This window comes from Spirillospora sp. NPDC048819, assembly GCF_040650055.1.
Taxonomy (GTDB): domain Bacteria; phylum Actinomycetota; class Actinomycetes; order Streptosporangiales; family Streptosporangiaceae; genus Spirillospora.
This window is the reverse complement of sequence record NZ_JBEZGN010000027.1, coordinates 83,982-109,103: the sequence shown is the minus strand read 5'-3', so window position 1 is coordinate 109,103 and position 25,122 is coordinate 83,982. Positions and strand designations below refer to the sequence as shown.

Annotated in this window: 31 protein-coding genes; 15 read left to right on the top strand and 16 right to left on the bottom strand. The window is 75.2% G+C overall.

Translation table 11 applies throughout. From position 1 onward, the window contains the following. Positions 1 to 108: 108 nt before the first annotated feature. The 4 genes from AB0C35_RS30485 to cydC are packed head-to-tail and all read left to right on the top strand — an operon-like array spanning position 109 to position 5,512. Complete coding sequence (locus AB0C35_RS30485) at positions 109 to 1,362, top strand: cytochrome ubiquinol oxidase subunit I (RefSeq protein WP_358463325.1); 1,254 nt, start codon at positions 109 to 111, stop codon at positions 1,360 to 1,362. A 13-nt stretch (positions 1,363 to 1,375) separates the two neighbouring features. Then, entirely contained in the window at positions 1,376 to 2,122 is a 747-nt protein-coding gene (locus AB0C35_RS30480) for a cytochrome d ubiquinol oxidase subunit II (protein WP_358463218.1), read from the top strand. 28 nt (positions 2,123 to 2,150) lie between these two features. Next, positions 2,151 to 3,767: a thiol reductant ABC exporter subunit CydD gene (gene cydD / locus AB0C35_RS30475; protein ID WP_358463215.1), complete on the top strand. Its 1,617-nt coding sequence runs from the start codon at positions 2,151 to 2,153 to the stop codon at positions 3,765 to 3,767. Beyond that, positions 3,764 to 5,512 carry a thiol reductant ABC exporter subunit CydC gene (gene cydC / locus AB0C35_RS30470; protein ID WP_358463212.1) on the top strand — a complete coding sequence of 583 codons (1,749 nt, stop codon included), beginning with the start codon at positions 3,764 to 3,766 and terminating at the stop codon, positions 5,510 to 5,512. Before cydD ends, cydC begins: the two co-directional genes overlap by 4 nt. Positions 5,513 to 5,661: 149 nt before the next feature. On the opposite strand, the gene AB0C35_RS30465 is transcribed toward cydC, so the two are convergent. The 10 genes from AB0C35_RS30465 to AB0C35_RS30420 form a co-directional block, all read right to left on the bottom strand. Next, positions 5,662 to 6,159, bottom strand: coding sequence for a gas vesicle protein K (locus tag AB0C35_RS30465; RefSeq protein WP_358463209.1), 498 nt, complete (start codon positions 6,157 to 6,159; stop codon positions 5,662 to 5,664). Next, on the bottom strand, positions 6,156 to 6,362 hold the full coding sequence (locus AB0C35_RS30460) for a gas vesicle protein (protein WP_358463206.1): 207 nt from the start codon (positions 6,360 to 6,362) through the stop codon (positions 6,156 to 6,158). Before AB0C35_RS30460 ends, AB0C35_RS30465 begins: the two co-directional genes overlap by 4 nt. Next, on the bottom strand, positions 6,359 to 7,246 hold the full coding sequence (locus AB0C35_RS30455) for a GvpL/GvpF family gas vesicle protein (RefSeq protein ID WP_358463203.1): 888 nt from the start codon (positions 7,244 to 7,246) through the stop codon (positions 6,359 to 6,361). Before AB0C35_RS30455 ends, AB0C35_RS30460 begins: the two co-directional genes overlap by 4 nt. After that, positions 7,243 to 7,641 (bottom strand): gas vesicle protein, encoded by a 399-nt coding sequence (locus AB0C35_RS30450; protein ID WP_358463322.1) that lies wholly within the window; start codon positions 7,639 to 7,641, stop codon positions 7,243 to 7,245. Before AB0C35_RS30450 ends, AB0C35_RS30455 begins: the two co-directional genes overlap by 4 nt. A gap of 49 nt (positions 7,642 to 7,690) precedes the next feature. Continuing rightward, positions 7,691 to 7,951: a gas vesicle protein GvpO gene (gvpO, locus tag AB0C35_RS30445; protein WP_358463200.1), complete on the bottom strand. Its 261-nt coding sequence runs from the start codon at positions 7,949 to 7,951 to the stop codon at positions 7,691 to 7,693. Continuing rightward, positions 7,951 to 8,226, bottom strand: a complete 276-nt coding sequence (locus tag AB0C35_RS30440) for a gas vesicle protein GvpG (protein WP_358463197.1) — start codon at positions 8,224 to 8,226, stop codon at positions 7,951 to 7,953. Before AB0C35_RS30440 ends, gvpO begins: the two co-directional genes overlap by 1 nt. A gap of 4 nt (positions 8,227 to 8,230) precedes the next feature. Then, entirely contained in the window at positions 8,231 to 9,016 is a 786-nt protein-coding gene (locus AB0C35_RS30435; protein ID WP_358463195.1) for a GvpL/GvpF family gas vesicle protein, read from the bottom strand. Further along, positions 9,013 to 9,453 carry a gas vesicle protein GvpJ gene (gene gvpJ / locus AB0C35_RS30430; RefSeq protein ID WP_358463192.1) on the bottom strand — a complete coding sequence of 147 codons (441 nt, stop codon included), beginning with the start codon at positions 9,451 to 9,453 and terminating at the stop codon, positions 9,013 to 9,015. Before gvpJ ends, AB0C35_RS30435 begins: the two co-directional genes overlap by 4 nt. A gap of 201 nt (positions 9,454 to 9,654) precedes the next feature. Beyond that, positions 9,655 to 10,014: a hypothetical protein gene (locus tag AB0C35_RS30425; protein ID WP_358463189.1), complete on the bottom strand. Its 360-nt coding sequence runs from the start codon at positions 10,012 to 10,014 to the stop codon at positions 9,655 to 9,657. 58 nt (positions 10,015 to 10,072) lie between these two features. Further along, positions 10,073 to 11,032: a TIGR03557 family F420-dependent LLM class oxidoreductase gene (locus AB0C35_RS30420; protein ID WP_358463186.1), complete on the bottom strand. Its 960-nt coding sequence runs from the start codon at positions 11,030 to 11,032 to the stop codon at positions 10,073 to 10,075. Between the two features lie 135 nt (positions 11,033 to 11,167). Between AB0C35_RS30420 and AB0C35_RS30415 the strand changes: the two genes are divergently transcribed. The 8 genes from AB0C35_RS30415 to AB0C35_RS30380 all read left to right on the top strand — a co-directional run bounded on the left by AB0C35_RS30415 (position 11,168) and on the right by AB0C35_RS30380 (position 16,933). Further along, positions 11,168 to 11,761 (top strand): hypothetical protein, encoded by a 594-nt coding sequence (locus tag AB0C35_RS30415; RefSeq protein ID WP_358463183.1) that lies wholly within the window; start codon positions 11,168 to 11,170, stop codon positions 11,759 to 11,761. Then, positions 11,758 to 12,024 carry a monovalent cation/H+ antiporter complex subunit F gene (locus tag AB0C35_RS30410; RefSeq protein WP_358463180.1) on the top strand — a complete coding sequence of 89 codons (267 nt, stop codon included), beginning with the start codon at positions 11,758 to 11,760 and terminating at the stop codon, positions 12,022 to 12,024. The genes AB0C35_RS30415 and AB0C35_RS30410 overlap by 4 nt, the downstream gene beginning before the upstream one ends. 47 nt (positions 12,025 to 12,071) lie before the next feature. Further along, positions 12,072 to 12,365, top strand: coding sequence for a monovalent cation/H(+) antiporter subunit G (locus AB0C35_RS30405; RefSeq protein WP_358463176.1), 294 nt, complete (start codon positions 12,072 to 12,074; stop codon positions 12,363 to 12,365). Between the two features lie 7 nt (positions 12,366 to 12,372). Continuing rightward, positions 12,373 to 12,744, top strand: a complete 372-nt coding sequence (locus AB0C35_RS30400) for a DUF4040 domain-containing protein (protein WP_358463173.1) — start codon at positions 12,373 to 12,375, stop codon at positions 12,742 to 12,744. Next, positions 12,741 to 13,487, top strand: a complete 747-nt coding sequence (locus AB0C35_RS30395; protein WP_358463170.1) for an MnhB domain-containing protein — start codon at positions 12,741 to 12,743, stop codon at positions 13,485 to 13,487. The genes AB0C35_RS30400 and AB0C35_RS30395 overlap by 4 nt, the downstream gene beginning before the upstream one ends. After that, positions 13,484 to 13,837, top strand: a complete 354-nt coding sequence (locus tag AB0C35_RS30390; protein ID WP_358463167.1) for a cation:proton antiporter subunit C — start codon at positions 13,484 to 13,486, stop codon at positions 13,835 to 13,837. Before AB0C35_RS30395 ends, AB0C35_RS30390 begins: the two co-directional genes overlap by 4 nt. After that, positions 13,834 to 15,609, top strand: a complete 1,776-nt coding sequence (locus AB0C35_RS30385) for a complex I subunit 5 family protein (protein WP_358463164.1) — start codon at positions 13,834 to 13,836, stop codon at positions 15,607 to 15,609. The genes AB0C35_RS30390 and AB0C35_RS30385 overlap by 4 nt, the downstream gene beginning before the upstream one ends. Before the next feature lie 118 nt (positions 15,610 to 15,727). Continuing rightward, positions 15,728 to 16,933: a hypothetical protein gene (locus AB0C35_RS30380; RefSeq protein WP_358463161.1), complete on the top strand. Its 1,206-nt coding sequence runs from the start codon at positions 15,728 to 15,730 to the stop codon at positions 16,931 to 16,933. Positions 16,934 to 16,974: 41 nt separating this feature from the next. Here AB0C35_RS30380 and AB0C35_RS30375 read toward each other — a convergent pair whose 3' ends face one another. Together AB0C35_RS30375 and AB0C35_RS30370 are read right to left on the bottom strand one after the other, a co-directional pair. Next, complete coding sequence (locus tag AB0C35_RS30375; RefSeq protein WP_358463158.1) at positions 16,975 to 17,604, bottom strand: hemerythrin domain-containing protein; 630 nt, start codon at positions 17,602 to 17,604, stop codon at positions 16,975 to 16,977. A gap of 85 nt (positions 17,605 to 17,689) precedes the next feature. Beyond that, complete coding sequence (locus AB0C35_RS30370; protein ID WP_358463155.1) at positions 17,690 to 18,532, bottom strand: LysR family transcriptional regulator; 843 nt, start codon at positions 18,530 to 18,532, stop codon at positions 17,690 to 17,692. Positions 18,533 to 18,658: 126 nt separating this feature from the next. Between AB0C35_RS30370 and AB0C35_RS30365 the strand changes: the two genes are divergently transcribed. Then, positions 18,659 to 19,156, top strand: a complete 498-nt coding sequence (locus AB0C35_RS30365) for a nuclear transport factor 2 family protein (RefSeq protein ID WP_358463152.1) — start codon at positions 18,659 to 18,661, stop codon at positions 19,154 to 19,156. Positions 19,157 to 19,414: 258 nt separating this feature from the next. Here AB0C35_RS30365 and AB0C35_RS30360 read toward each other — a convergent pair whose 3' ends face one another. After that, complete coding sequence (locus tag AB0C35_RS30360) at positions 19,415 to 19,870, bottom strand: MarR family transcriptional regulator (protein WP_358463149.1); 456 nt, start codon at positions 19,868 to 19,870, stop codon at positions 19,415 to 19,417. A 209-nt stretch (positions 19,871 to 20,079) separates the two neighbouring features. Here AB0C35_RS30360 and AB0C35_RS30355 point away from each other — a divergent pair, with 209 nt between their 5' ends. Then, positions 20,080 to 21,525, top strand: coding sequence for an MFS transporter (locus AB0C35_RS30355; RefSeq protein ID WP_358463146.1), 1,446 nt, complete (start codon positions 20,080 to 20,082; stop codon positions 21,523 to 21,525). A 54-nt stretch (positions 21,526 to 21,579) separates the two neighbouring features. On the opposite strand, the gene AB0C35_RS30350 is transcribed toward AB0C35_RS30355, so the two are convergent. Further along, on the bottom strand, positions 21,580 to 22,008 hold the full coding sequence (locus AB0C35_RS30350; protein WP_358463143.1) for a VOC family protein: 429 nt from the start codon (positions 22,006 to 22,008) through the stop codon (positions 21,580 to 21,582). A gap of 109 nt (positions 22,009 to 22,117) precedes the next feature. Between AB0C35_RS30350 and AB0C35_RS30345 the strand changes: the two genes are divergently transcribed. Then, positions 22,118 to 23,095, top strand: a complete 978-nt coding sequence (locus AB0C35_RS30345) for a YafY family protein (RefSeq protein ID WP_358463140.1) — start codon at positions 22,118 to 22,120, stop codon at positions 23,093 to 23,095. 19 nt (positions 23,096 to 23,114) lie between these two features. On the opposite strand, the gene AB0C35_RS30340 is transcribed toward AB0C35_RS30345, so the two are convergent. Together AB0C35_RS30340 and rox are read right to left on the bottom strand one after the other, a co-directional pair. Beyond that, positions 23,115 to 23,615 (bottom strand): MarR family transcriptional regulator, encoded by a 501-nt coding sequence (locus tag AB0C35_RS30340; protein WP_358463137.1) that lies wholly within the window; start codon positions 23,613 to 23,615, stop codon positions 23,115 to 23,117. Positions 23,616 to 23,687: 72 nt separating this feature from the next. Continuing rightward, positions 23,688 to 25,115 carry a rifampin monooxygenase gene (rox, locus tag AB0C35_RS30335; protein WP_358463134.1) on the bottom strand — a complete coding sequence of 476 codons (1,428 nt, stop codon included), beginning with the start codon at positions 25,113 to 25,115 and terminating at the stop codon, positions 23,688 to 23,690. Positions 25,116 to 25,122: the final 7 nt, after the last annotated feature.

The window sequence follows — 25,122 nt, the reverse complement described above, 5'->3', positions numbered from 1 at the left end:
GCTGCGCGAAAGGTGCAGGGCGGTTGAACGCTCGCGCCTGATTCGCGGTTGTGGTGTGGGCGCGGAGGATCGTGGGGTCGATTTCGGACCGATTCTTGGGGCGTGCTCATGGGTGTGGACCCGTTGATGCTGGCGCGGGTGCAGTTCGCGTTGACGGCCGGGACCCATTTCCTGTTCGTCGCGTTGACGTTGGGGCTGGCGACGCTGGTCGCGTTGACGCAGACGCGGGCGACGGTGTCGGGCAGTGCGGTGCATGCGCGGATGGTGCGGTTCTGGGGGCAGTTGTATGTCGTGAACTATGCGGTGGGGATCGTCACGGGGCTGGTGATGGAGTTCCAGTTCGGGTTGAACTGGGCGGGGATGTCGCGGGTGACGGGTGGTGTGTTCGGGGCGCCGCTGGCGTTGGAGACGATCGTGGCGTTCTTCGTGGAGTCGACGTTCCTGGGGTTGTGGATCTTCGGGTGGGATCGGCTGAACCGGTGGGTGCATCTGTCGCTGATCTGGGTGGTGACGCTGACGGCGTATCTGTCGGCGTATTTCGTGCTGGTGGCGAATGGGTGGCTGCAGCGTCCGGTGGGTTTCGAGATGGTGGACGGCACGGCGCGGCTGACGGATGTGGGGGCGTTGCTGGGTAATCCGACGGCGGTGCTGGCGTTCTTCCATGTGCTGTTCGGCGGGTTGCTGACGGCGGGGTTCTTCATGGCCGGGGTGAGCGGTTATCACCTGTTGCGGCGGACGGCGGAGGTGGAGTTCTTCCGGCGGTCGATGCGGATCGGGTTGCTGACGGTGATCTTGTCGGTGATGCCGGTGGTGATGTTCGGCGGGGCGCAGTTCGAGTACGTGCAGCCGACGAAGGCGGGCGGGCAGGAGGATGCGCAGGCGGCGGTGGCGGATTTCACGGCGCGGTTCGGGCCGGATGAGTACATGCCGCCTGGGCTGGCGGGGGTCGGCGAGGGTCTGATGATGGGCATGTGGTCGCTGATGATCTTGGTGGCCTGTGTGGCGCTGGTGAAGTTTCCGTTCGGGAAGTGGCTGGTGCGGGGGCGGGTGTTCCACGTGCTGATGATCGTGGCGGTGCCGCTGCCGTATGTGGCGATGGTGTCGGGGTGGGTGTTCCGTGAGGTGGGGCGGCAGCCGTGGATGGTGTACGGGGTGCTGAAGACGCGGGACGCGCTGTCGCCGGGTGTGGGGGCGGGGACGATGACGGTGTCGTTCGTGGCGTTCATGGTGCTGTTCGCGGTGCTGTTCGCGGTGAACGCGTGGCTGCTGGTGCGGTTCGCGCGGCGGGGTCCGGAGGGGTCGGGTCTTGGTGCTTCTGCCCCGGTGGAGCCGGCCGCGCCGGTGATGAGCCCGACGTTCTGACTGGAGTCTGGTGATGGAATCTCTTGCGGTGGTGTTGCTGGCGGTGTTCTCCGCCGGGTATCTGGTGCTGGCCGGTGCGGACATCGGGGTGGGGATGCTGCTTCCGTGGCTGGGGCGGGATCAGCGGGAGCGGCGGTTGGTGATCGCGTCGTTCGCGCCGTTCTTCCTGGGCAACGAGGTGTGGCTGGTGGCGTCGGCGGGGCTGGTCGCGGGTGCGTTCCCGGGGTTGGAGCACGATCTGCTGGAGGGGCTGTATCCGCTGGTGGCGGTGCTGCTGATCGGGTGGGTCGTGCGGGACATGGGGTTGTGGCTGCGGGGCCGGGTGGACGCGGTGGCGTGGCGCGGCGGGTGTGATGCGGCGATCGTGGCGGGGAGTTGGGCGCTGGCTCTGGCGTGGGGTTCGGTGCTGGGTTCGGTGCTGTGGGGCGGTGGGTTGAACGCCGGGAGTGTGCTGGGTCTGCCGTTGGCCGTGGTGTTCGCGTGGCATGGTGCGGGGTTCGCGCGGTGGCGTCTGCCGGTGGGTGTTCTGGCGGCGCGTGCCGGGCGGGTGCGGTCGCGGTATGCGGTGTCGGCGGTGGTGATGGCGTCGGCGCCGGTGGTGGCGGGTGTGCGGTTGCCGTGGTCGGAGGCGGTGGCCGAGGGTGCGGGGCTGACGATGACGGCGGTGACGACGGTGGTGGTGCTGCCGTTGCTGCTGGGGTCGCAGGCGCTGGTGTGGTGGACGTTCCGGGGGCGTGTCGAGTCGCCCTCGTACTTGTAGCCGGTTCGCCCGGGGTCTGGGGGCTGGGGTGAAGGGTGTGGAGCGGCGTCTGCTGGGGTGTCTGCCCCGCCGGGTGACGGTGGTGCTGGGGGTGCTGGCGGCGGGGCAGGGTGTCCTGCTGGTGGTGCAGGCGGAGCTGCTGGTGCGGGCGGTGGCGGGGCTGGACGCGGGTCCGCTGCCGTGGCTTGCGGGTGCGGTGGCGGGGCGGGCGGTGCTGGCGTGGGCGGTGTCGCTGGTGGCGGGCCGGGCGGCGGCGCGGGTGAAGCGGGATCTGCGGGGTGCGCTGCTGGGCGCGCCGGCGGGTGATGCGGGTGCGCGGGTGACGTTGCTGACGCGGGGGCTGGACGGGGTCGATCCGTTCTTCACCGGTTATGTGCCGCAGTTGCTGGCGGCGTGTGTGATTCCGGTGGTGGTGCTGGTGCGGCTTGTGGCGGCGGATTGGGCGTCGGCGGTCGTGGTGGCGGTGACGGTTCCGCTGGTGCCGGTGTTCGGGGCTTTGGTGGGGATGCGGACGGCGGCGCTGACGGGGCGGCAGTGGGGTCTGCTGCACCGGCTGGGCGGGCATTTCCGGGATGTGCTGGCGGGGCTGTCGACGTTGCGGGCGTTCGGGCGGACGGGTCATCAGTCGGTGGTGGTGCGGGAGCTGGCGGACGGGCATCGGCGGGCGAGTGTGCGGGCTTTGCGGGTGGCGTTCTTGTCGTCGCTGGTGCTGGAGCTGGTGTGCGCGTTGTCGGTGGCTTTGGTGGCGGTGCCGGTGGGTTTGCGGCTGCTGGCCGGTGAGATGGCGTTTTCGGCGGGGTTGCTGGTGCTGGTGCTGACGCCGGAGGTGTATCTGCCGTTGCGGGCGCTGGGTCAGCGGTTCCATGCGTGTGCGGAGGGTGTGGCGGCGGCCGGGGAGGTGTTCGCGGCGCTGGAGGAGGCGCCGGCGGCGGCGCCGGGGGGCCGGGTGGTCGTCGCGGGGGGTGCGCCGGAGATCGTGTTGCGGGATGTGACGGTGCGGTATCCGGGGTCGCGGGCGCCGGCGCTGGAGGGTGTTTCGTTGCGGGTGGCGCCGGGTGAGCGGGTGGCGGTGGCGGGTCCGTCGGGTGCGGGCAAGTCGACGCTGCTGCTGGTGCTGGCGGGGCTGGTGGTGCCCGATTCGGGGCGGGTGCTGGTCGACGGCGTGGATCTGGCGGAGCTGGATGTGGCGGCGTGGCGGGCGCGGCTGGGGTGGGTGCCGCAGCGTCCGCATCTGTTCGCGGCGTCGGTGGCCGACAACATCCGGCTGGGTGATCCGGGTGCGGGTGATGAGCGGGTGGTGGAGGCGGCGCGGGCGGCGGCGGCCGCGGAGTTCGTGGAGGGGTTGCCGGAGGGGTTCGCGACGGTGCTGGGCGAGGGGGGTGCGGGGTTGTCGGCGGGGCAGCGGCAGCGGCTGGCGATCGCGCGGGCGTATCTGTCGGGGGGTCCGGTGATGTTGCTGGACGAGCCGACGGCGCGGCTGGATCTGCACAGTGAGCGGGTGCTGGTGGATGCGGCGGGGCGGCTGCTGGAGGGGCGGACGGCGGTGCTGGTGGCGCATCGTCCGGCGCTGCTGGGGGTGGCGGACCGGGTGGTGCGGCTGGACGGCGGCCGGGTCTGCGGTGGTGTGTGCGGGGAGGCGGCGTGAGCGGCGTGTGGGGTGTGCGGGGTGTGTGGGGTGCGGTGCGTCCGCATGCGGTGCGGCTGGCGGGTGCGGGGCTGGCGGGTGCGGCGGCGGAGTTGTGCGGGCTGGGGTTAATCGCGGCGGCGGCGTGGCTGGTGGCGCGGGCGGCGCAGCGGCCGGAGCTGGCGGCGTTGTCGCTGGCGATCGTGGCGGTGCGGGGGTTCGCGCTGGCGAAGGGGTCGCTGCGGTATGTGGAGCGGCTGGCGGGGCATGACGCGGTGCTGCGGGCGCTGGCGGAGTTGCGGGGCCGGGTGTTCGACGCTCTGGCGGAGGCGGGTCCGGGGTCGGCGTCGCGCGGCCGGGCGGCGGGTGCGGGACGGGGGGTGCGGGACGGTGATGCGCTGACGCGGTTGGTGTCGGATGTGGAGGCCGTCCAGGACCTTCTGCTGCGGTGCGTCCTGCCGGCGGTGGCGGCGGTGGCGTGCGGTGCGGCGGGTGTGGTGGTGTGCGCGGTGGTGCTGCCGGCGTCGGCGGTGGTGCTGGCCGGGGGTCTGCTGCTGGCGGGTGTGGTGCTGCCGGTGGCGGCGTCGGCGGCGGGCGGGCGTGCGGCGGCGCGGGTGGCGGCCGGGCGTGAGGTGCTGGCGGTGCGGGCGCTGGACGTGCTGGAGGGCGCGTCGGATCTGGCGATGTTCGGTGCGTCCGGCCGGTTCGCGGCGCGGGCGGGGGACGCGGCGGCGCGGCTGGAGCGTGCGGAGCGGTCGGGGGCGCGGGTGTCGGCGATGGTGGCGGCGGCGGGTTTCGTGGTGCAGGGCGCGGTGGTCGCGGCGGTCGTATGGGTGGGGTTGCGCGGGGGGCTGGACGAGGTCGGGGTGGCGGTGTCGGCGTTGACGGCGCTGGTCGCGGTGGAGTCGGTGCTGCCGCTGGCGTCGGCGGCGCAGCGGCTGCGGGAGGTGGTGCCGGCGGTGCGGCGGGTCGGGGTGCTGCTGGCCGCTCCCCCGGTGGTGTCGCCGCGGTGTCCGGTGCGGGTGCCGCGCGGGCCGCTGGGTGTGGAGCTGCTGGGCGTCCGCGTCGCCTATGACGGCGGGGCCGCGGCATTGGACGGGGTGGATCTGCGGGTGGAGCGGGGCCGCCGGGTCGCGGTGGTGGGGGCGAGCGGCGCGGGCAAGAGCACGCTGCTGGCCGCGGTGTCGGGCGATGTCGCGGTGGCGTCGGGCGCGGTGGTGCTGGGCGGGCATGTGCTGGGCCGGTACGCGCCCGGTGATGTGCGGGCGGCGGTGCGGGGGCTGGCGCAGGACGCGCACGTGTTCGCCGCGACGGTCCGGGCGAATCTGCTGCTGGCGCGGCCGGACGCGAGCGAGGAGCAGGTGGAGGCCGCGGCGGAGCGGGCGCGGTTCGCCGAGGTGGTGCGGGCGCTGCCGGAGGGGTGGGACACCGTGGTCGGCGCGGGCGGGCGGGGCCTGTCGGGCGGGCAGCGGCAGCGGCTGCTGCTGGCGCGGGCGCTGCTGGCCGATCCGCCGGTGCTGGTGCTGGACGAGCCGGCCGAGGCGCTGGACCCGGTGATGGCGGACGCGCTGACCCGCGATCTGCTGGAGTCGCCCGGCGGGGGGACGCTGCTGCTGGTGACGCACCGGCTGGCGGCGCTGGACGCGGCCGACGAGGTGGTGGTGCTGGACCGGGGGCGGGTGGTGCAGCGGGGCCGGCACGGTGAGCTGCTGGCGGTGCCGGGCGCGTACCGGGACTTGTGGGAGGCGGAGCTGCTGGCCGCGTGACCGCCCGGGTGCGCCGGGGGCGGGTCAGGTCAGGTCGCGCAGGGCCCGCCCGACGGCGGTGCCGCCGGGCCGGACGGGACGTTCTGCTACACGTTCTTCAAGGCGGTCGCCGTCAACCCGCCCGGGTGAGCGGCCCGCCGGCCCGCCGGTCAGTCGTGCGGGAGGAGCGGGCCGAGGGGGCCGAGGTCGAGGTTGAGGTCGTGGTCGTCGAGGCCGAAGTGGTCTTTGAGGCGGGTCATCGCCTCGTCCAGCCGCATCAGCGCCAGCCCGAGCGCCTCGATCTGGTCGTCGGACAGGTCGCCGCCCTCGGCGCGGCGCAGCGCCTGGCGTTCCATCAGCTGGCGGATCAGCTCGACCAGGGTGAGGACGAGCTTGACCAGGTCGCGTTCCACGGTCTCGGGGTCGGACCGCAGGCGCTGCATCGTCCGGGACGATCGCTCCCGCGGCCCCATCGCGCGTTCCGGTTCGCGTACGGGCGCGGCGCGGACGGGGGCGTGGGGGGACGAGCCGCCGGTGCGGCCCGCCAGGATGTCGCCGGTGACGGGATCTGCGGCGGCGGGGTCGCGCACCGACACCTCCCCGGTCACCGGCTCGCCGCCGCGGCCGGTGTTTTCACGGGCGGTGCGGTCGCGGTCCGGTCGGGTCACGGCCGGTCCTCCTCGGGCAGCAGTTCGTCGCGGACGGTGGTGACCAGCGCCCGCAGCGACACCTGCACCAGGTCGACGCCCGCGATCGAGATCACCAGGTCCCCGGCGATGACGACGCCGCCGGCCAGCAGCCGGTCGAGCAGGTCGACCAGCGCGATCCGCTCCATCGGCGCGTCGCCGGCGTGGTCCAGGACGGCCGTCACCGGTGCCCGTCCCCCGGCTCGCGGGCGGGCGTGGTGTCGGCGGTGTCGATGAAGGAGTACGGCGGCCACGGCCCCGTCACCTCCACCTCGATGCCCGCCATCCGCTCGGCGGCCACGCGCGTCACCGCCAGGAACCCCTCGACCTGCTCCTCGTCCAGCAGGTAGGCGACGTTGAGGATCTGGGTGCCGCGGCGGCCCGACAGGCCCGGGTCCTGCGGCGGGTGGTGCCGGGACGCCACGGCGTGGTCGGCGAGTTCGGCGTGCACGCCGTCGGCCTGCTCGCCGGCCCGGCGTGCCGCGTCGGCGCGGCGGCGGCGCTGGTCCTGCCGGCGTTTCAGGTACGCCGTCCCGGCCCCGCCGGAGGAACCGGCGGGCTGGGGGCCGGTGAGGGGCTCGGCCCTGGGCGCGAGCCCCCCACCGGGGTCTGCGGGGGCCGGGGCGTCCGCGTCGCGGGCGCGGAGGGCTTCGGGGTCGGCGTAGGCCTTCACGCCCCATTCCGAGCGGCCCGTGATGCGGTCGAGCGCGGCGCCGAACCGCTCGCCCTGCGCGGCCAGAACCTCGGCGACCCGGGCGTCGTCGCGGTAGAGGGTGGCGATGCGCACCGGGGCGGTGGGCGCGGTGTGGGCGGCGCGGTCGACGACGTCGTGGTGGGCGCGGGCGGTGGCCTCCAGCCACGCCAGGTCCTCGAGGTTGGCGCGCAGCGCCGCCTCGCCGTACTCCTCCAGCCGGACGGTGCTGACCAGTGCGGTCAGCCCGCCGGCGACCACGCCGCGGACCGGCGCGCCGGCCACCCCGGCGGCGTCGCCTAGCGCGGCGGGGTCCAGGTCCCGCGCGACCCCGTACAGGTAGACGGCGGTGTCGCCGGTGAACCGGGTGTCGGTCATGTTCTGGTCTCCTTCCCCCGCCCGGGACGCGCCGCGGGCGCGTCACCGGCCTTCTCGGCCGCGCCGTCGTCTCCATCGGCGGCGCCGTCACCGGCCTCCAGGGCGGCCAGCCGCTCGCGCAGCCGCCGGTTCTCCTCCCGCAGGGCGAGGTCGCCGCCGGCGCCGTCCTCCGCGGCGGGCTGCCGGGCCTTGGACGACAGCGACGGGTCGTGCTCCCACCAGTCGATGCCCATCTCCTTGGCCCGGTCCACCGACGCCACCAGCAGCCGCAGTTTGATCGTCAGGAGCTCGATGTCGAGCAGGTTGACCCGGATGTCCCCGACGATGACGATGCCCTTGTCGAGGATGCGCTCCAGCAGGTCGGCCAGGTTGGCCGACGTCTTCTCCCCGGCCATCGACCGGGTGGGAGACCGGGTCCCGGTCCAGGGGGTCTCACTCAATGCTCTAGTCCCTCTCCACTCGTCCGCGGGGATAGCGGCGGGCGCGGCGGTAGCCGACCAGCTCCCCGTCCGCGTCCACCTCGGTCTCGTAGATCGCGAGGATGTCGGCGGAGTCGGGGATGCGGCGGGTCTCCACGACCTCGACCTGGACGCGCCAGCCGTCCTCGCCGGCGCGCTCCACCCCCACCACGCATTCGGCGCCGCGGCCGGTCATCGCGGTGACGTGCTCGGCCGCCCGCTTGGCGGCCTCGGACGCGGACATCATCACGGCGCCCCCAGGCCGCCGGCCTGCTCGCGGCGGGCCTGCTCGCGGGCACGGCCCTCGTTGAGCCGGCGGATCAGCTCCTCCTCACGCTCGGCGGCCTCGTCCTCGGTGATCTCGCCGGCGGCGGCCTCGTCGGCGATCTGCTGCATCTGCGCGGCGATCCGGCCCGGGTCGTACAGCTGCGCCTCGGCCTGCTCGGTGAGCGTCTCGGCCAGCCAGATCACGCCGCGCACGGGCGCCAGCGGCAGCGTGACCAGCCCGGTGAACAGTCCCATCGCCCTACTCCTCCGGGACGAAGTCGTAGGGCGGCAGCGGCCCGATCAGCCGGATCTTGACGCGGTCGGCGTGGTCGCGGGCCAGCTTGTCGACGGCGCGTTCGAACTCGGCGCGGCGGCCGGCGCGGACCAGGAAGGAGGCGTCCAGGACGTCCTCCTCACGGACGGGCGTCTTCTCGGCGACGGCCTCGGCCGCCGGGGCGGCGCCGTCCAGCAGGGCCCGCCCGTCGGCCTCGCGGAGCCGCTCCATCGACTGGGCGATCAGCTCGCCGAGGCGGATGCGGTCGTAGTAGACGGCGTCGGCGACGTCGGGCGGGACCTCGCGCAGCCGCCGCGACAGTTCGGCGATCTCGGGTTCGGCGGCCATGATCTCGCGGAGGACCGCGTCCTGGACGTAGGTGGCCTTCAGGCGCAGCTCGATCTTGCCGTCCAACTGGTCCAGGATGTGCCCGAACCGGTCGGAGTTGCCGGCGAGCAGTTCCTTCTCCACGGCGGCGCGGTCGGCCAGCGCCGCGCCGAACCGGAACGGCAGGACCACGGTCCCGGCGTCGACCAGCGCGTTCAGGACCCGCTGGTGGGCGACCAGGTCGGCGCGTTCGCCGAGGGCACGGTCGCGGGGCAGGTCGCTGACGATCGCGGCGCACACGCCGCCGTCCTCGACGAGGGTGACCGGCAGGTCGTCCAGGCCGTTCACGTCGCCGGGCAGGGCCGCGCCCGAGCGGGTCACCCCGTACACGTACTGCGGGGCGCCTCCGGGGGCCGGGCCGCCGGGGGGCTGCGGCGTGGTCATGACTCCTCGTCCTCCTTCTTGCGGGACGAGCGGCGCCGCGCGGGCTGCCTGCCGTCGTCCTCTTCGGAGTCGTCGTCGCCGCCGAAGGTCTCCTTCAGCCGTTCCTGGGCTCCTTCCAGGGCGCCGCGGGTCTTCTTCTTGGCGCCCGACTCCTGCATGCCCTCCAGGAACTGCGGCAGCCCCTGCGAGGTGCCGTCGTGGGCGATGTCGAGGCGGTTGACGGCCTCGGCGAAGCGCAGGTAGGTGTCGACGCTGGCGACGACGATCCGCACGTCCACGGTGAGGATCTCGATTCCGACCAGCGAGACGCGGGCGTAGATGTCGATGACCAGGCCCTTTTCGAGGATCAGGTCGACGACGTCGGCGAGGCTGCTGCCGGACCCGCCGCGCTGGACGTAGTTGCTGCCCGAGGTCTGCTGGGCGATCGGCCCAGTCATGTCATCCACTCCCTGTGGGTCTAGAGGGTTTGGTGTTATTTGAGGGGTTTTGGCGGTTGTTCACGTGACCCCTGTACCCGCACCGATCTCCCTAAACTGGCCGCCCCGTTTCGGTCATCCGCCGGTCAAGGGCCACGAAGGCGCCCCCGGAGGGCCGCGGACGGCCGCTCCGGGGGCGCCTTCGTGCGCGCGCCGGGCGGGTCAGCGCCGCCTGGCGATGAGCCGCCCGACGACCACGCCCGCGACACCGGCCGCCACCACCGGGACGGCGCGCAGCAGCCGCGCCAGCGTCATCAGCCTGGCCAGCCCCGCCACCCGGCCGGGCAGCGCCGCCACCTGCCCGCCGGCCTGCGCGGCGCCCTTGCGGACGCCCTGCGCCGTGCCCTCCGCCGCTCCCGCGGCGCCCTTCGCGCCGCCCTTGGCGGCTCCCGCGGCGGTCTTCTGCGCGGTGCCCGCACCGGCCTTGCCGGCCCTGCCCGCCTTGCCGGCGGTACCGCCGGCGCCGGACGCGTTCCTGCTCGCCTTTCCAGGCCCGTCACCGGGCATCGAGGGGGTGTTCATATCCATCCTTCCTTCGGGGGGTGTACCGCCCGGGGCCTCGCCCCGGGACGGGCCGGCCTCAGCCGCCGCGCAGCCGCGGCAGCACCTCACCGGCGTAGAAGTCGAAGAAGCCGTCCTGCTCCGGGCCGATCTGCGTCACGAACACGTCGTCGAACCCGGCGTCGGCATAGGCGCGCAGCGCCGCCGCGTGCACCCGCGGGTCGGGGCCGCACGGCACCCGCTCGGCCACCATGTCCTCGGTCACCAGCCGCGACAGCTGCCGGAACTGCCGCGGCAGCGGCAGCAGCCGGTTCGCCTCGCCGGGCAGGAAGTCGCTGGCCCACAGCCGCAGCGCCGTCCGACGCGCCGCGCCCTCGTCGGGGCCCCAGCACGCCTTCAGCCCGCCCTGCACCGGACGGCCCTCGCCGCCGCCGTGCCGGAACTCCGCCATCAGCTCCTCGTCGGGCATCATGCAGATGAACCCGTCGGCGATACGCCCCGCCAGCTGCGCCGCCCTGCTCCCCAAACCCGACATGAAGATCGGCGGCGGCTCGTCCGGAAGCGTGTACAGCCGCGCGGTGTCCACCCGGAAGTGCTCGCCGCGGTGGGTGACCAGCTCGCCGGTGAACAGGCGCCGCATCAGGCCCACGGCCTCCTCCAGCATGTCCAGCCGCTCGGCGGCGACCGGCCACCGCGAATCGACGATGTGCTCGTTGAGGAACTCGCCCGTCCCGACGCCGAGGGTGAACCGGCCGCCGGTCAGCACCGCGCTGGTCGCCGCCGCCTGCGCGATCACCGCCGGATGGGTGCGCACCAGCGGGCACGTCACCGCCGTCCCGACCGGCAGCGACGTCGCCTGCGACACCGCCCCGACCACCGACCACACGAACGGCGACTGCCCCTGCTCGTCCAGCCACGGATGGAAGTGATCGGAGATCCACAGCGCCTCGAACCCCGCCCGCTCGGCCATCCGCGCCTGCCGCACCAGCTCCCGCGGCCCGTGCTCCTCGGCCGACAGGAAGTACCCGAACCTGGTCACCGGCGCCTCCCCTGCCCGTCCCCGGCTCGCTGAACGGGCCTGCAACCGGCGCCCTACCCGGCCCGGACGCGGCAAACATCCCCGCCCGCCGCCGCCGGCGGCGATTGGAAGCCTCCGTCCGGGTATGCGCAAGCCATGCCCGACCGCCGGCCCGACCCCGCCCCCCACGACACGACCGCCCGCCGCGCGGCCGAACCATTGGCCTGGTGGCCGGTGCTGCTGGCCGGATACCTCGCGCTGGCGCCGGCGATCACCCTCACCGAGATCACCGTCGGCGCGGCGGCGGCCGCCGCCGGAGCCGCCGCGGCCGTCGCCGCGCGCCGCGCCCTGCTCACCACCGGCACCGCCCACGGCCCCCCGGACCGCTCCGCCCCCGTCCCGCCCGCCCGGCTCCTGCCGCCGCTGGCGCTGCTGCCCGCCCAGATCATCGCCGACACCGCCCGCATCGCCGTGCGCGGCGCGTCCGGCGGCGGCTGGACGCCCGTGGGCGTCGCGCCCGGATGGGCCCGCCGCGGCACCGCGACCCTGCTGGTGTCGGCCTCCCCCGGCGCCTACGTCGGCGGAGTCGACCCCGAACGCGGCCTGCTGCGCGTCCACCGCCTCACCCCGCACCCGTCCCCGTTCGAACGGCGCCTGCACGACACCGGGCTCGTCCACCGCACCGGCCCCGAAACCGGGGAGGACGCCGGCGCGGCGCCGGGCGCCCCGCACGACGGGGAACCGGCATGACCGCGGACGTGCTGAACACCGCCGTGCCCGCGCTGGCCGTCATGGCCGGCGCGCTGCCGCCCGCACTGGCCTCGACCCTGCACGGCCCTCCCGCCGGACGGCTCGCCGGGCTCATCGTCACCGGCCCGCTGGTCACCCTCGTCCTGGTGCTGCTGTCCGCCGCCTACGCCCGCTCCGCCTACCTCGACGTCGCCCTGGTGCTGGCGCTGCTGTCGTTCGCCGGATCGCTGGTGTTCGCCCGGTTCCTGAGCCGGACCCTGTGAAGGAGGCCCTGTGAAGGAGGCCCTGTGAGTGTCCAGGAGGAACGCCGATGAGCCTCGGCCTGCTCGCCGACGTGCTGACCTGGGCCGGCGCCGCGGTCGCGGTGGCCGCCGCGCTGCGGCTGCCCTTCACCCGCGGCGCCGCCGCCCGGCTGCACACCGTCGCGCCCGTCACCGTGCTGGCCGCGCCGCTGCTCGTCACCGGGGTCGCGCTGCGGCCCTGGTCGTCGTGGCACGACGTCGCCAAGCTCGCCGTGATCGCGGTGCTGCTGGCCGCCACCGGGCCCGCCACGGTGGTCACCGCGGGCCAGGCCGTCGAACGCGCCGCCGGCACGACGGAGTGAACCCGCCGTGAACGCCCTGTCCTTGGACGCGCTGTCGGGGCCGCTCGCCGACGCCCTCATCGCCGCCGCCCTCGCCATGGCCGCTCTCATGGCGACCGCGGTCGTGCTGACCCGCAGCACCGTCCGGCAGGCGATCGTGCTGTCGGGGTACGGGATGGCCCTCGGACTGCTGTTCCTCATCCTGCAGGCCCCGGACGTGGCCATGTCCCAGTTCGGCGTCGGCACGGTCCTGGTGCCGCTCATCGTCGTGCTGGCCCTGCACGCCACCCGCCGGCACCGCGGCGGCGGCCGGGAGGCGGGCCGCGCCGGAGGCGGCGACGAGGGCGAACGGGACGCCGGGCCCGGCGGCGGCCGGGGCGGGCGGGGTGCGCGCCGGTGAAGGCCCCCGCCCGCACTCTGCTGTTCGCCGCCGGCGCCGCCGGCACCGCAGCGGTGTTCACCGCCGGGGCCCTCGGCCTGCCCGCGTTCGGCGGCGCCGCGCACCCCTACGCCGACCGCGCCGTCGAGCAGGCCGTGCGGCAGGGAACTCCGAACGCCGTCGCCTCGGTCACCTTCGACCAGCGCGTCTTCGACACCCTCGGCGAGGAGATCATCCTGCTGGCGGCCGCGGTCGGCGCCGTGGTGCTGCTGCGCGCCGCCGGCCGCGAGGACCGCGACGACGGCGCCTCCCTCCGGCACGGGCCCGCCGAGGTCTCCGACGCGCTGCGCATCGTCGGCCACCTGCTGCTGCCCGTCACCCTGCTGGCCGGCGTCTACATCGTCGCGCACGGCCACCAGTCCCCCGGCGGCGGATTCCAGGGCGGCGTCATCCTCGGCACCGCCGTCCACCTGCTCTACCTCGCCGGCGACTACCCCGCCCTGCAGCGGCTGCGGCCCATCCCGCTGCTGGAGTCCGCCGAGGCCGTCGCCGCCGCCGCGTTCGCCGTGCTGGCCCTGGCCGCCGCCGGGCAGGCCGCCACCGGCCGCGTCCCCGCCCTCAACACCGCGGTCGGCGTCGAGGTCGGCTGCGCCCTGGTCCTGCTCGTCGGCAAGTTCTTCGAGCAGGCACTCCTCGTCCGCGACGACGGCCCGGGCGGCCAGACCCACGCCGGACCCGGCGCCGCGACCCGGGAGCCGCCGTGAGCGTCCTGCCCTACCTGACCGCCGGCTGGATCATGCTCGTCGGCGTCTACGGCATCGTCACCAGCCGCGACCTCATCCACGCCGTGGTGTGCCTGTCGGTCACCCAGTCCGGCACCTACGTGCTGCTGCTGGCCATCGGCTACCGCTACGGCGCCACCGCGCCGGTGTTCTCCGACCGGCCGCCGCCGCCCGCCGGCGGGCCCGTCACCGACCCCGTCGTGCAGGCCATGGCCCTCACCGACATCGTCGTCGGCGCCACCGTCACCGCGCTGCTGCTGGCCCTGGCCGTCCAGGTCGCCCGACGCCGCGGCACCCTGGACCCCGGCGCACTGCGGTCCCTCGAATCGTGATCCTGCAGACCACCGTCGCGCTGCCCGTCCTGGTCGCCGCCCTGCTGGCCGCCGCCGGGCGGTGGCTGCCGCGCCTGGCCGTCGACGTCGCCGCCATCGCCACCGCCGCCGCCGTCACCGCGCTGACCGCGCTCACCCTCGCCCGCGCCCCCCACCACCCCCAGGTCGTCTGGCTCGGCGGCTGGGGCCCCGGCACCGGCGTCGGCATCCCCCTGGCCGCCGACCCCCTGGCCGCCGCGCTGGCCTGCGTCACCGCCGCGCTCACCCTGGCCGCGCTGGCGTTCTCCTGGCGCTACTTCAGCGAGATCCAGGCGATCTTCCACGCGCTCATGCTGCTGTTCCTGGCGTCGATGTGCGCGTTCGTCTACACCGGCGACCTGTTCGACGCGTTCGTGTTCTTCGAGCTGATGAGCGTCGTCGCGATCGCCCTCACCGGCTACCGGTCCGAGGAGCCCGCCACCGTCCACGGCGCCCTCAACTTCGGCGTCGTCCAGTCGATCGGCGCCTACCTCACCCTCACCGGCATCGCCCTGGTCTACGGCCGCACCGGCGAACTCGGCCTGGCCGCCGCGGGACGCCACCTGGCCGCGGCCGGCGGCGCCGGCGCGCTGGTCACCGCCGCGTTCGTGCTCATCTGCACCGGCTACCTCGTCAAGGCCGCCGCCGTCCCCTTCCACTTCTGGCTCGCCGACGCCCACGCCGTCGCCCCCACCCCCGTCTGCGTCCTGTTCTCCGGCGTCATGGTCGAACTCGGCGTGTACGGGGTCGCGCGGACCTACTGGGCCGTGTTCGCCGGGCTGGTCCCCCTCACCGCCATCGCCGTCCTGGGCGCCGCCGCCGCGCTGCTGGGCGCCGTCATGTGCGTCCTGCAGCACCACATCAAGCGGATGCTGGCCTACTCCACCATCAGCCACACCGGGCTGCTGCTGGTCGGCGTCGCCGCCGGCACCCCCGAGGCGCTCGCCGGCACCGCCTACTACCTGGCCGGGCACGCCGGGGTGAAGGGCGCGCTGTTCCTGGCCGCCGGGGCCCTGCTCAACCGGCACGAGAGCGTCGACGCCCGCGACCTGCGCGGCCGCGGCCGCGGCATGCCCGTCACCGGCGCCGTCTTCCTGGTCGGCGCGCTGTGCCTGGCCGGGGTGCCGCCGTCCGGGCTGTTCGCCGGGCACTCGGTCGCCGAACACGCCGCCCTGAAGATCGGCTGGTGGTGGTTCATGCCGCTGTCGATCGCCGCGGCCGCGCTCACCGCCGGCGCCGTCCTGCGCGTGTGGCTCGTGGTGTTCCGAGGCACCCCCGCCGGCGCCGGCGGCCGGGGAGGGCGCGAGGACCCCGAGACGTCCGGGACGCTGCGGTCCATCCCGTGGATCATGCTCACCCCCGCCGTCGCGCTGCTGGCCGCCGGGCTGGCGGCCGGGCTGATGCCCGGCGGGCCAGTCGCCGACGCCGCCCACGTCTTCGCCGGCCGCGACGCCTACGCCGGTCTGGTCCTGGACGGCCACGTCGCCCGCCCGCACGGGCCGCCGGCCGACCCGTGGACCCCGTCCGGCCTCGGCGGCGCCGCCGCCGCGCTGCTGCTCGCCCTGGCCGTCCCCGCCGCCCGCCGCGCCTCCGGACGGCCCCGCGCCGCGCACGCCGCGGGGCGCCTGGCCGGACGCGCCGCCGCCGCTGCCTCCGCCCGCCTGCACTCCCTGCACTCGGGCCACATCGGCGACTACGCCGCCTGGCTCACCGCCGGCGTCGCCGTGCTGGCCCTGCTCACCACCCGCTCCTGAGCCGCCCGCGTGGGGACGCCGCGCCCGGACCGGTCCCCGGCGCCGGTTGCCCACCGGCCCGCGGCGAGCCACTCTGTGAGACCCACCGCCGAGCCGCGCCCGGGGAGGGAGGGCACCGTTGACCCGCAGCCTTCCCCGCCCCCGCACGTGCCTCGCCGCCGCCGTCACCGTCCTGCTCGCCGCGGTCATCGCCGTCGCGGCCGGCGTCTCCTCGTCCCCGCCCCGCCCTCCCGGCGCCGCGCCGCCCGCCCGCGTCCTGTCCGCCTACGAGGCCGCCGCCCCCGGCAACACCATCGACCGCGACTGCGGCTTCAGCGCCCCGCTGCCCGGCCGGCCCGGCCGCAGCATCTGGCTGTTCTGCGACACGGTCTGGAAGGGCGCCCGCCCCGGCCTGTGGCTCGGCACCACCGCCGCCGCCGGCCCCGCCGGCCCCGGCCGCGTCCCCACCGCCCTCACCGAACTGCCCACCCCCGCCGGCGGCCCCCGCACGCCCCCCGCGCAGTCCGCCGGGACGTCCGCCGGGCCGTCGCCGTCCGGGCGGGCACGGGCCCCGCAGGGCATGCTCGGCGCCCCGCCCGGCCTCGTCCTGCCCGACGGCCGTCCCTGCCACGTCCCCGGCACCGCCTACGGCGCCTCCTGGGCCTCCGGCGCCGCCCGACCGCCCGGCACCGGCACCCTCCTGATCGCCTACACCGACGTGTGCGTGCACGGCACCGCCATCAGCACCCAGGGATTCGGCCTGGTCACCTACCGGCCCGCCCGACACGCCCTCACCGGCCGCACCCGGCTGTTCACCGCCCCCGCCGGGCTCCCGTTCCAGCACAACCTCGGCTCACCGGTGTTCGCCCGCGGCCACCTGTACCTGTTCGCCTCGGTGTGCGACGCCTCCGCCTACGGCGCCTGCCACGGCGGGCGCGTCACCCTCGCCCGCGTCACCGCCGACCCCGCCGCCTGGCGCGACCCCGCCGCCTACCGGTACTGGACGCCCGGCGGCTGGACCCCCGACGCCGCCCGCGCCCGCACCGTCGTGCACGGCGCCGCGCCCTACCTCGTCCACGTCGCCGACTACAGCGCCCTCGGCAAGGGCCTGGTCATGGTCGAGCAGCGCGGCCTGGACGGGCGGTACCGCCTCTGGCGCGCCCCCGCCCCCGAAGGCCCCTGGACCCCCGCCGCGGACGGCGCCGTCCCCTGCTCGGGCGGATCGGGCCTCGACCAGTGCCGCGCCCTCATCGGCCACCCCGCCCTCAGCACCCGCGGCGCGCTGCTGCTGTCCTACTACGACCCCGCCGACCACCACATCACCGCCCGCGCCGTCCCCTGGTGACCCCGCGTCCCGCGGGCGGTGCGGACGGTTGGGTCAGTCCCTCAGGCGCTCCACAGGCGCCGCTTGCGGTAGCGGGGCTCCCACGCCACCCGGTTGCGGTCGCGCACCGGCGCCGGCAGCGCCGTCAGGAACCGGCTCCGCTCGATCGGCGCGATCCCGTCCACGACCCACGGAACGAACAGCGGCGTGCCCGCCTCGCAGCTGCTGCCGGCCTCGGCGGCGAACTCCCGCCATTCCGCCGGGCCCAGCACCGACTCCGCCAGCGGCAGCGCGGTCATCTCCTCGTGCCGCAGATGCGCCTCCAGATCCCCGCGCAGCTCCCGCACCGCCGCCGGCAGGTCCCCGCCGCCGCGCATCACCGCGTCGACCCGCCCGATCAGCGGCCCGATCCGGGCGTGCTCGGTGCCCATCTCCTCCAGCACCGCCTGCTCCGCGCGGCGGCCCGCCAACGCCCGCTGCACCCGCGGCCACAGCAGGCGGTCCTCCGGATCGTGGTGCATGCGGATCTGGTCCTTGAGGTTCTCCCAGCCCGCGCGCACGTGCGCGGCCCCGCCCTTGCCGGCCGCCGCCGCAGCCGCGAGCCGGTCCAGGTCCCGGCGGAACGCGTCGTGGGCGGCGTACAGGAGGGTGTGGCAGGTCACGTCACGCGGCTGAATCGCGAATGTTCCCATGCATATAAGAGCCCCGTGCGGCCCCCGGATGTGACGCCGCGGCGGCCGGAGAGATGCACCTCACACCCCGGCCGGGGCCCTCGGGTCACGGGCCGCGCAGCAGGTCGCGCGCCGCGTCGGCGAACGCGCGGACACGGGCGCTGTCACCGCCGGCACGCCACACCAGCCCCCACTCCACGGGCGGCGCGTCCTCCAGCGGGACGTAGGCGACATCGGGCCGCGCGTGGTAGCGGCGGACATGCGCGCCCACGCGGACCACGCCCTCGCCCGCACCGACCATCGTGAGGGTCTCCTGCAGCGTCGCGCCCGGCTCCAGCGACCGCACCCGCGCCAGATCCGCCGCCGGCACCGACGCGCGGCGCGCGAACGGGTGGCCGGACGGCACCGCCAGCATCGCCGCCTCCCGCACCAGCACCGGCCCCGCCACGACACCCGCCTCCTCCACGGCTCCCGGCCGCGCCCCAGCCGGCCCGGCCACCGGGAACACCGCCAGGCACACCTCCACCTCGCCGTCGCGCAGCCACGCCGCGACGTCACCGGCCCGCACCTCCCGGATCAGCACCCGGCAGCCCGGCTCACGCGACCGCAGCAGCTCCGCGGCGCCGGCCACCAGCTGCCCCGCCGCCGCGCCGGTGAACCCGGCGGCCAGCGTCCCGGTGACGCCCCGGCCCTCCTCCACCGCCCGCTCCACCGCCGCGCCGATCCGCGCCCACGCCGGCCCGATCTCGGCCGCCAGCCGCCGCCCCGCCGGGGTCGGCTCCACCCGCCGCGACGTCCGGTCGAACAGCCGGACCCCCACCCGCCGCTCCAGCCTGCGGATCGTCTGGCTCACCCGGGCCGTCGACACGTGCAGCCGCTCCGCCGTCCGGCCGAAGTGCAGCTCCTCCGACAGCGTCAGGAACGCCTCGATCTCATGCCGCTCCAGCACCGCCCGCACCCCCATCGTTAAGCCGCACTTCACGATCCTTGCACCGGAGCGCGTTGATCGCCACAACGTCCACCGCGACGCTGGACATGCCCGGAGAATGCCCGCCGACCTGCCTAGGAGCACCTCATGTACGTCACCCGCCCGCACGCCCTGCCCCCCGGCGCCGACGCCGCCGGCCTGCGCGACCGCACCGAGATCATCGACGCGCTGTACCGGTTCGGGCTCGGCCAGGACCTCAAGGACCCGGCCCTGCTGGCCTCCGCCTTCGCCGCCGACGCCGAACTGGACTTCCGCCCGGCCGCCGCCGCGTGGGGCGCCGAGCCGCCGCCGATGTCGGGACGCGACACCATCGTCGCCACCATCCTCGGCGGGTTCGAGGGCCGCGTGGACACCACCCACCAGGTCACCAACCCCCGCGTCGACATCGAGCCCGGCGGTGGCACCGCGCGGCTGACCGCGCTGGTGGAGGCCCAGCACCTGCTCACCGCCGACCACCGCGTCCACGCACTGCTCAAGAACCTCTACGACACCGAACTGGTCCGCGACGGCCACCGATGGGTCCTGCGCGGCGTCGTCATCGACAACGTCTGGTTCACCGGCGACCCCGCCGCGATCTTCGGCTGACCCCGGCGGCCCGGACGGTCACGCGCGCGCGGCGGCGGCCTCGATGCCGTCCAGGACCAGGGCCAGCCCGCCCTCGAACGCCTCCCGCGCCGCCCGCTCCAGATACGGGACGCACTCAAGGCCAACGGCGTGCGGGCGGCCCTGTTCAGCGCCAACTCCGAAGGCGCCTGCCCCGTCTGCAAGGGCATCGGCCTGGTCTACACCGACCTGGCGATGATGGCCGGCGCCCGCCCCTGCGGCTCGGCGCGCCGGGCGCGGTCAGGGGCGGGGCCAGGGGCGTCCCGCCAGGCGCTCGATGTCGGTGTTGAACCGCCGCAGGAAGGCGGCGAAGGCCGCGACGTCCTCGGGCGTCCAGTCGGCCAGCACCTTCTCCAGGCCCCGGACGCTCCGCTCGCGCTCCTCGTCGAGGAGGCGCTCCCCCTCGCCGGTGATGCGGAACTTGCGGGCGATGCCGGCGCCGGGGTCGGCGATCCGCTCGACCAGGCCGCCGCGCAGCATGGCGGCGGTCTGCCGGTTCAGGGTGGAGGGATCCAGCCCGAACGCCTCGCTGAGCTCCCCGATCGACATCGGGCCCTCCAGGCGGATGCGGCTGAGCAGGATGTAGGCGCTGCGGTCCATGTGCCCGCCCTCACGGCGGCCGCGCGGGCCCGTCATGTGGCTGTGCCGGCCGAGCAGCATCGTCTCGTACTCGATCAGGTGCGTGGGCTTGTCCATGCCGATCCCTCTCCCCCCGGCCCTCTCCGGTCCGTCCCCGGTCGGTCCCGGGTGCCGCGCGCCCGGAACGGCCCCATGCCCGGACGCTCCGGACAGGCGCGACGGCAGCATCCCTACCACATGCGATGTGCGTCATACACGTTTTGTGCATCGGCCACATCATATGTATGGTGCACAAGTTCGCCGTGCCGAGAACGAGGGAGATCCGCGTGGACGACTCCGCGCCCGCCGTCCGCCCGGGCGGAATCGTCGGGGTGCTGGCGGTGGCGGGCATCGTCGCCGCCCTGATGCAGACGCTGGTGGTGCCGTTCATCGGCGAGATGCCGCGGCTGCTGCACACCACCGCCTCCAACGCATCCTGGGTGGTCACCGCCACGCTGCTGGCCGGGGCGGTCTCCATCCCGGTGACCGGGCGCCTCGGCGACCTGCTCGGCAAGCGCACCATGCTGCTGGCCTGCGCGGCGCCGCTGATCGCGGGCTCGGTGGTGTGCGCGCTGGCCGGCTCCGTCATCCCGATGATCATCGGGCGGGGGCTGCAGGGCCTCGGCATGGGCATGGTGCCGCTGGGCATCAGCGCGCTGCGGGAACTGCTGCCGCCCGAGCGGCTCGGGTCGGCGATCGCGCTGATCAGCGCGTCCATGGGCATCGGCGGGGCGCTCGGCATGCCGATCGCGGCCGCGGTCGCCGAGCACGCCAGCTGGCGGGTGCTGTTCTGGGGTTCGAGCGCGCTCAGCGTGCTGATCGCCGTGCTGATCTGGCGCCTGGTGCCCCCCACGCCCCCGCAGGCCCGCGGACGCCTCGACGTCCCCGGCGCGCTCGGCCTGGGCACCGCGCTGGTGTGCCTGCTGCTGGGGGTGTCCAAGGGCGCCGACTGGGGCTGGGCGAGCGCCACCACACTCGGCCTGCTCGCCGCCGCCGCGGTCCTCCTGCCGGCGTGGGCGTGGTGGGAGCTGCGCACCGCGGAACCTCTGGTCGACCTGCGCGTCACCGTACGGCGCCAGGTGTTGTTCACCAATCTGGCCTCGGTCCTGGTCGGATGCGCGATGTACGCGCAGGCGCTGATCGTGATGCAGCTGCTGCAGCTGCCCGGGGCCACCGGGTACGGCCTCGGGCAGTCGATGCTGGCCGCCGGCCTGTGGATGGCCCCCTCCGGCCTGACGATGATGGCGGTCTCCCCGCTGGGCGCCAAACTGTCGGCCGCAGCCGGGCCCAAGGTCACCCTGGGCGCAGGAAGCCTGGTCATCGCGCTCGGCTACGGGTCCTCGACGGTCCTGATGGGATCGACGTGGGGCCTGCTGGTCATCACCGTCATCTGCAACGCCGGCGTCGGGCTCGCCTACGGGGCGATGCCCGCCCTGATCATGAGCGCGGTGCCGGCGTCGGAGACCGCCTCGGCCAACGGCTTCAACACCCTGATGCGCTCCATCGGCACGACCGTGTCCGCCGCCGTCGTCGGGGTCGTCCTGGCCGAGATGACCACGAGCATGGGCGGGCACGTCCTGCCGTCCGAGGCCGGTTTCCGCGCCAGCATGCTGTTCGGCTGCGGCGTCGCGCTGCTGGCCGCGGCGGTCACCCTCGCCATCCCGGGACGTCCCGCCCGCCCGCCGGCCAAGCACGCCGCCCCCGCCGGGCGGCCCGCCAGAAGCGCCGCCTGACCGCCCGGCCCCCCGGGGGGCCGCAAGCGGACGAGGCGCCGCCGCGCGGTGCGGTCAGCCTCGGGGGCCGGCCGCGGCCAGGACCTCCAGGTAGTGCGGGTTGGTCATCACGCCCAGGATGTTGCCGAACGGGTCCACGACCGACGCGGTGACGAACCCCGTACCCTCGCCCCGCTCGGTGATCTTCTCGTGCGCGGTGGCGCCCATCGACAGCAGCCGCTCCACCGCCGCCTCCAGATCGTCGACGTGCCAGTACATCACCGCGCCGCCCGGGCCGGCGTCCGCGCCGCCGGGACGGAACCGGGCGTCGATCAGGCCCAGCTCGTGCTGGTAGTCCCCGACCCGGAACTCGTAGTACCCGGCGCGGCCGTCCGGCCCCGGCACGCTGAAGTACGGCTGCACGCCCAGCAACTCGGCGTACCAGTCCTTGGCGGCCTCCACGTCGTCGGCCCAGAAGCTGATGGTGGCGAATCCTCGCAGCATGTAGTGCCTCCGTTCACAGGGGCCGCAGATCCTTCTCCGGCCCGGCACTCACCACGCTAGTACCCCAATAGGTCAGCGAACGTCCTATTAGGGCGGCAGGATGGAGGACATGCGCGACCCCTCCGCACGACTGCTCCGCCTGCTGTCCCTGCTCCAGACGCCCCGGACGTGGTCGGGCGCCGAACTCGCCGGCCGCCTCGGCGTCACCCCCCGCACCGTCCGCCGCGACGTCGACCGGCTCCGCGAACTCGGATACCCCGTCCACGCCGCGCACGGCAACACCGGCGGGTACCGGCTCACCGCCGGCGCCGCCATGCCGCCGCTCCTGCTGGACGACGACGAGGCGATCGCCATCGCGATCGGGCTGCGCACCGCCGCCGCCGGCGCCGTCACCGGCATCGAGGACACCTCCCTGCGCGCCCTGGCCAAGCTGGAGCAGGTCCTGCCGCACCGGCTGCGGCACCGCGTGGCCGCGCTGACCGAGGCGGCGGTGTCCCTCCCGCCGCAGGAGGGCGCCCCGCCGCCCGCCGACCCCGGCGTCCTGGCCCTGCTCGCCGCCGCCTGCGTCACCCGCGAGAAGGTCCGCTTCGCCTACACCGCCGCCGGCGGCCGGGAGACGCGGCGGCTCGCGCAGCCGCACCGGCTGGTCACCGTGGGCCGCCGCTGGTACCTGGTCGCCTACGACGAGGACCGCGCCGACTGGCGCACCTTCCGCGCCGACCGGATCACCGGGCCGCACCGCACCGGCGTGCGCGGCCCCGAACGCGCACTGCCCGGCGGCGCCGACGCCGCCGCCTGGGCCATGGACGCCCTCGCCGGCGGGTCCGGGACGATCCGGGCGCGGCTGCTGCTGCACGTCCCGATCGAGGAGGCCGCCGAGCACGTCACCGCCTGGCAGGGCGTCCTGGAACCGGTCGACGACCGCACCTGCCGCCTGCACACCCGCTCCGACTCGCTGCGGTTCCTGGCCTACCGCATCACCCTGCTGACCGTCGACTACACCCTGCTCGACCCGCCCGAACTCGCCGCCCACCTGGCCGCCATCGCCGGCCGCGCCACCCGCGCCGTCCGGGCCTTCACCCCCTGACCGGCCGCGCGCCGCACCCTCAGCCGAGGGACGTGTCGCCCAGCGACTCCAGGAGGGTGCGCAGCGCACCGGCGAGACGCTCGCGGTCGGCCGGGCCCAGCGCCGCCAGCAGCCGCTCCTCGTTGGCGGCGTGCAGGCCCACCAGCTCGTCCACGACGGCCAGGCCCCGCGTGGTCAGCCGGATCCGGACCGACCTCCGGTCCCCCGCGTCACGGACCCGCTCGACCAGGCCCTTGGCCTCCAGCCGGTCGATCCGGTTGGTGATCGCCCCGGAGGTGACCATCGCGGCCTTCAGCAGCGCCCCCGCCGTCAGCTCGTAGGGGGCGCCGTGGCGGCGCAGCGTCGCCAGGACGTCGAACTCCCAGGTCTCCAGGCCCCGCTCGGCGAAGAACTCCTTCAGCTCCCGGCCCAGCAGCAGCTGCGCCCGCGAGATCCGCCCGACGACGCCCATCGGCGAGGCGTCCATGTCGGGACGCTCGCGCGCCCACTGCGCCAGGATCGCGTCCACCGCATCCGCCATCGCCCCTCCAGGATCATCTCAACGTTGAGATTATCAATCAGGCGCACCCGCCGGGCCGCGACCCGGGGCCGGTCAGCCGGCCGCGGCGCCGAACCATCTGGACAGCCCGCCGAGCAGATCCTGCTGATCTTCACCGGCCCACGCCACGTGGCCGTCCGGACGCAGCAGAACGGCGGGCGCGTCCAGCTCCTCGCTGACGTCGGCGACGTGGTCGACCCGGTCGGCCCAGCCCGCCACCGAGAGCCCGCCGGTCTGGTCGAGGAGCAGCCCGCGGCCGGCGCGCATCAGCTCGTAGAGGCGGCCGCGCTTCAGCGCCACGTCCCGCATCCGCCGGCCGAGCAGTTCGTGGCCCTCCCCGAAGTCGTAGCGGACGCCGATCGCCGTGATCTTCTCGACCAGGTGCCGGTTCACCTCCTCGAAGTCCATCAGTTCCGCCACCAGCCGGCGCACCGCCCGCGGACCCGGCTCGGGCGTCATCAGCTGCATCTGCGCGCGGGTGTTGTCCAGGACGTCGGCGGCCACCGGGCGCCGTTCGGCGTGGTAGCTGTCCAGCAGTCCCTCCGGCGCCCAGCCGCCGACCTCGGCGGCCAGTTTCCAGCCGAGGTTGAACGCGTCCTGGATCCCGAGGTTGAGTCCCTGCCCGCCGGTCGGCGGGTGGACGTGCGCCGCGTCGCCCGCCAGCAGCGCCCGGCCGGCCCGGTACCGGTCGGCCAGCCGGGTGGCGTCGCCGAACCGCGACAGCCAGCGCGGCGAGTGCACGCCGAAGTCGGTGCCGGCGACCCGCCGCAGCTGCCGCTTGAACTCCTCCAGGGTCGGCGGGGCCGCGCGGTCCTCGGCCACCCCCTCGGCGGGCACGACGACGCGGTACACCCCGTCCTGGAAGGGCCCGACGCCGAACCGCAGCTGGGTCTTGCGGACCTCGGCGACGACCGCGGCGACCGTCGCCGGGTCCTCGGGCACCTCCATCTCGCCCAGCAGCGTCTCGACCCTGGAGGGCTCGCCGGGGAACCCGATGCCGAGCAGCTTGCGCACCGTGCTGCGGCCGCCGTCGCAGCCGACGAGATAGCGCGAGCGCAGCCGCGCGCCGCCGGCCAGCTCAACGGTCACCCCGTCCTCGTCCTGGCTCAGCCCGGCCACTTCGCTGCCGCGCCGGATCTCGGCGCCGAGCTCGGCGGCGCGCTCGGCCAGCAGGCGATCGGTCTTGGGCTGCGGGATGCCGAGGACGTAGGAATGCGCGGTGTCCAGCCGGTCGGGCGCGGGCTTGGCGATCGCGGCGAAGAAGCCGCCGACCGGGTGCCGCTCGCCGTGCGCGAGGAACCGCTCCAGCAGACCGCGCTGGTCCATCACCTCGATGCTGCGCACGTGCAGGCCGAGCGACCGGACATACCTGGCGGGCTCCGCCTCCTTCTCCAGCACGAGCACCCGCACGCCGTGCAGCCGCAACTCGCAGGCCAGCATCATGCCGGTCGGTCCACCGCCGGCCACGATCACGTCGATCATGAGATCC

What these genes read in the sequence shown, in the direction of transcription:
- AB0C35_RS30425 (WP_358463189.1), bottom strand. Translation starts at nt 10,014, where the DNA reads ATGAACACCCCCTCGATGCCCGGTGACGGGCCTGGAAAGGCGAGCAGG.
- AB0C35_RS30450 (WP_358463322.1), bottom strand. Translation starts at nt 7,641, where the DNA reads ATGGCCGGGGAGAAGACGTCGGCCAACCTGGCCGACCTGCTGGAGCGC.
- AB0C35_RS30410 (WP_358463180.1), top strand. Translation starts at nt 11,758, where the DNA reads ATGACCGCGGACGTGCTGAACACCGCCGTGCCCGCGCTGGCCGTCATG.
- gvpJ (WP_358463192.1), bottom strand. Translation starts at nt 9,453, where the DNA reads ATGACTGGGCCGATCGCCCAGCAGACCTCGGGCAGCAACTACGTCCAG.
- AB0C35_RS30485 (WP_358463325.1), top strand. Translation starts at nt 109, where the DNA reads ATGGGTGTGGACCCGTTGATGCTGGCGCGGGTGCAGTTCGCGTTGACG.
- AB0C35_RS30405 (WP_358463176.1), top strand. Translation starts at nt 12,072, where the DNA reads ATGAGCCTCGGCCTGCTCGCCGACGTGCTGACCTGGGCCGGCGCCGCG.
- AB0C35_RS30360 (WP_358463149.1), bottom strand. Translation starts at nt 19,870, where the DNA reads ATGGACAAGCCCACGCACCTGATCGAGTACGAGACGATGCTGCTCGGC.
- AB0C35_RS30365 (WP_358463152.1), top strand. Translation starts at nt 18,659, where the DNA reads ATGTACGTCACCCGCCCGCACGCCCTGCCCCCCGGCGCCGACGCCGCC.
- AB0C35_RS30480 (WP_358463218.1), top strand. Translation starts at nt 1,376, where the DNA reads ATGGAATCTCTTGCGGTGGTGTTGCTGGCGGTGTTCTCCGCCGGGTAT.
- AB0C35_RS30350 (WP_358463143.1), bottom strand. Translation starts at nt 22,008, where the DNA reads ATGCTGCGAGGATTCGCCACCATCAGCTTCTGGGCCGACGACGTGGAG.
- AB0C35_RS30340 (WP_358463137.1), bottom strand. Translation starts at nt 23,615, where the DNA reads ATGGCGGATGCGGTGGACGCGATCCTGGCGCAGTGGGCGCGCGAGCGT.
- AB0C35_RS30440 (WP_358463197.1), bottom strand. Translation starts at nt 8,226, where the DNA reads ATGGGACTGTTCACCGGGCTGGTCACGCTGCCGCTGGCGCCCGTGCGC.
- AB0C35_RS30435 (WP_358463195.1), bottom strand. Translation starts at nt 9,016, where the DNA reads ATGACCACGCCGCAGCCCCCCGGCGGCCCGGCCCCCGGAGGCGCCCCG.
- AB0C35_RS30455 (WP_358463203.1), bottom strand. Translation starts at nt 7,246, where the DNA reads ATGACCGACACCCGGTTCACCGGCGACACCGCCGTCTACCTGTACGGG.
- gvpO (WP_358463200.1), bottom strand. Translation starts at nt 7,951, where the DNA reads ATGATGTCCGCGTCCGAGGCCGCCAAGCGGGCGGCCGAGCACGTCACC.
- AB0C35_RS30375 (WP_358463158.1), bottom strand. Translation starts at nt 17,604, where the DNA reads ATGGGAACATTCGCGATTCAGCCGCGTGACGTGACCTGCCACACCCTC.
- AB0C35_RS30345 (WP_358463140.1), top strand. Translation starts at nt 22,118, where the DNA reads ATGCGCGACCCCTCCGCACGACTGCTCCGCCTGCTGTCCCTGCTCCAG.
- rox (WP_358463134.1), bottom strand. Translation starts at nt 25,115, where the DNA reads ATGATCGACGTGATCGTGGCCGGCGGTGGACCGACCGGCATGATGCTG.
- AB0C35_RS30415 (WP_358463183.1), top strand. Translation starts at nt 11,168, where the DNA reads ATGCCCGACCGCCGGCCCGACCCCGCCCCCCACGACACGACCGCCCGC.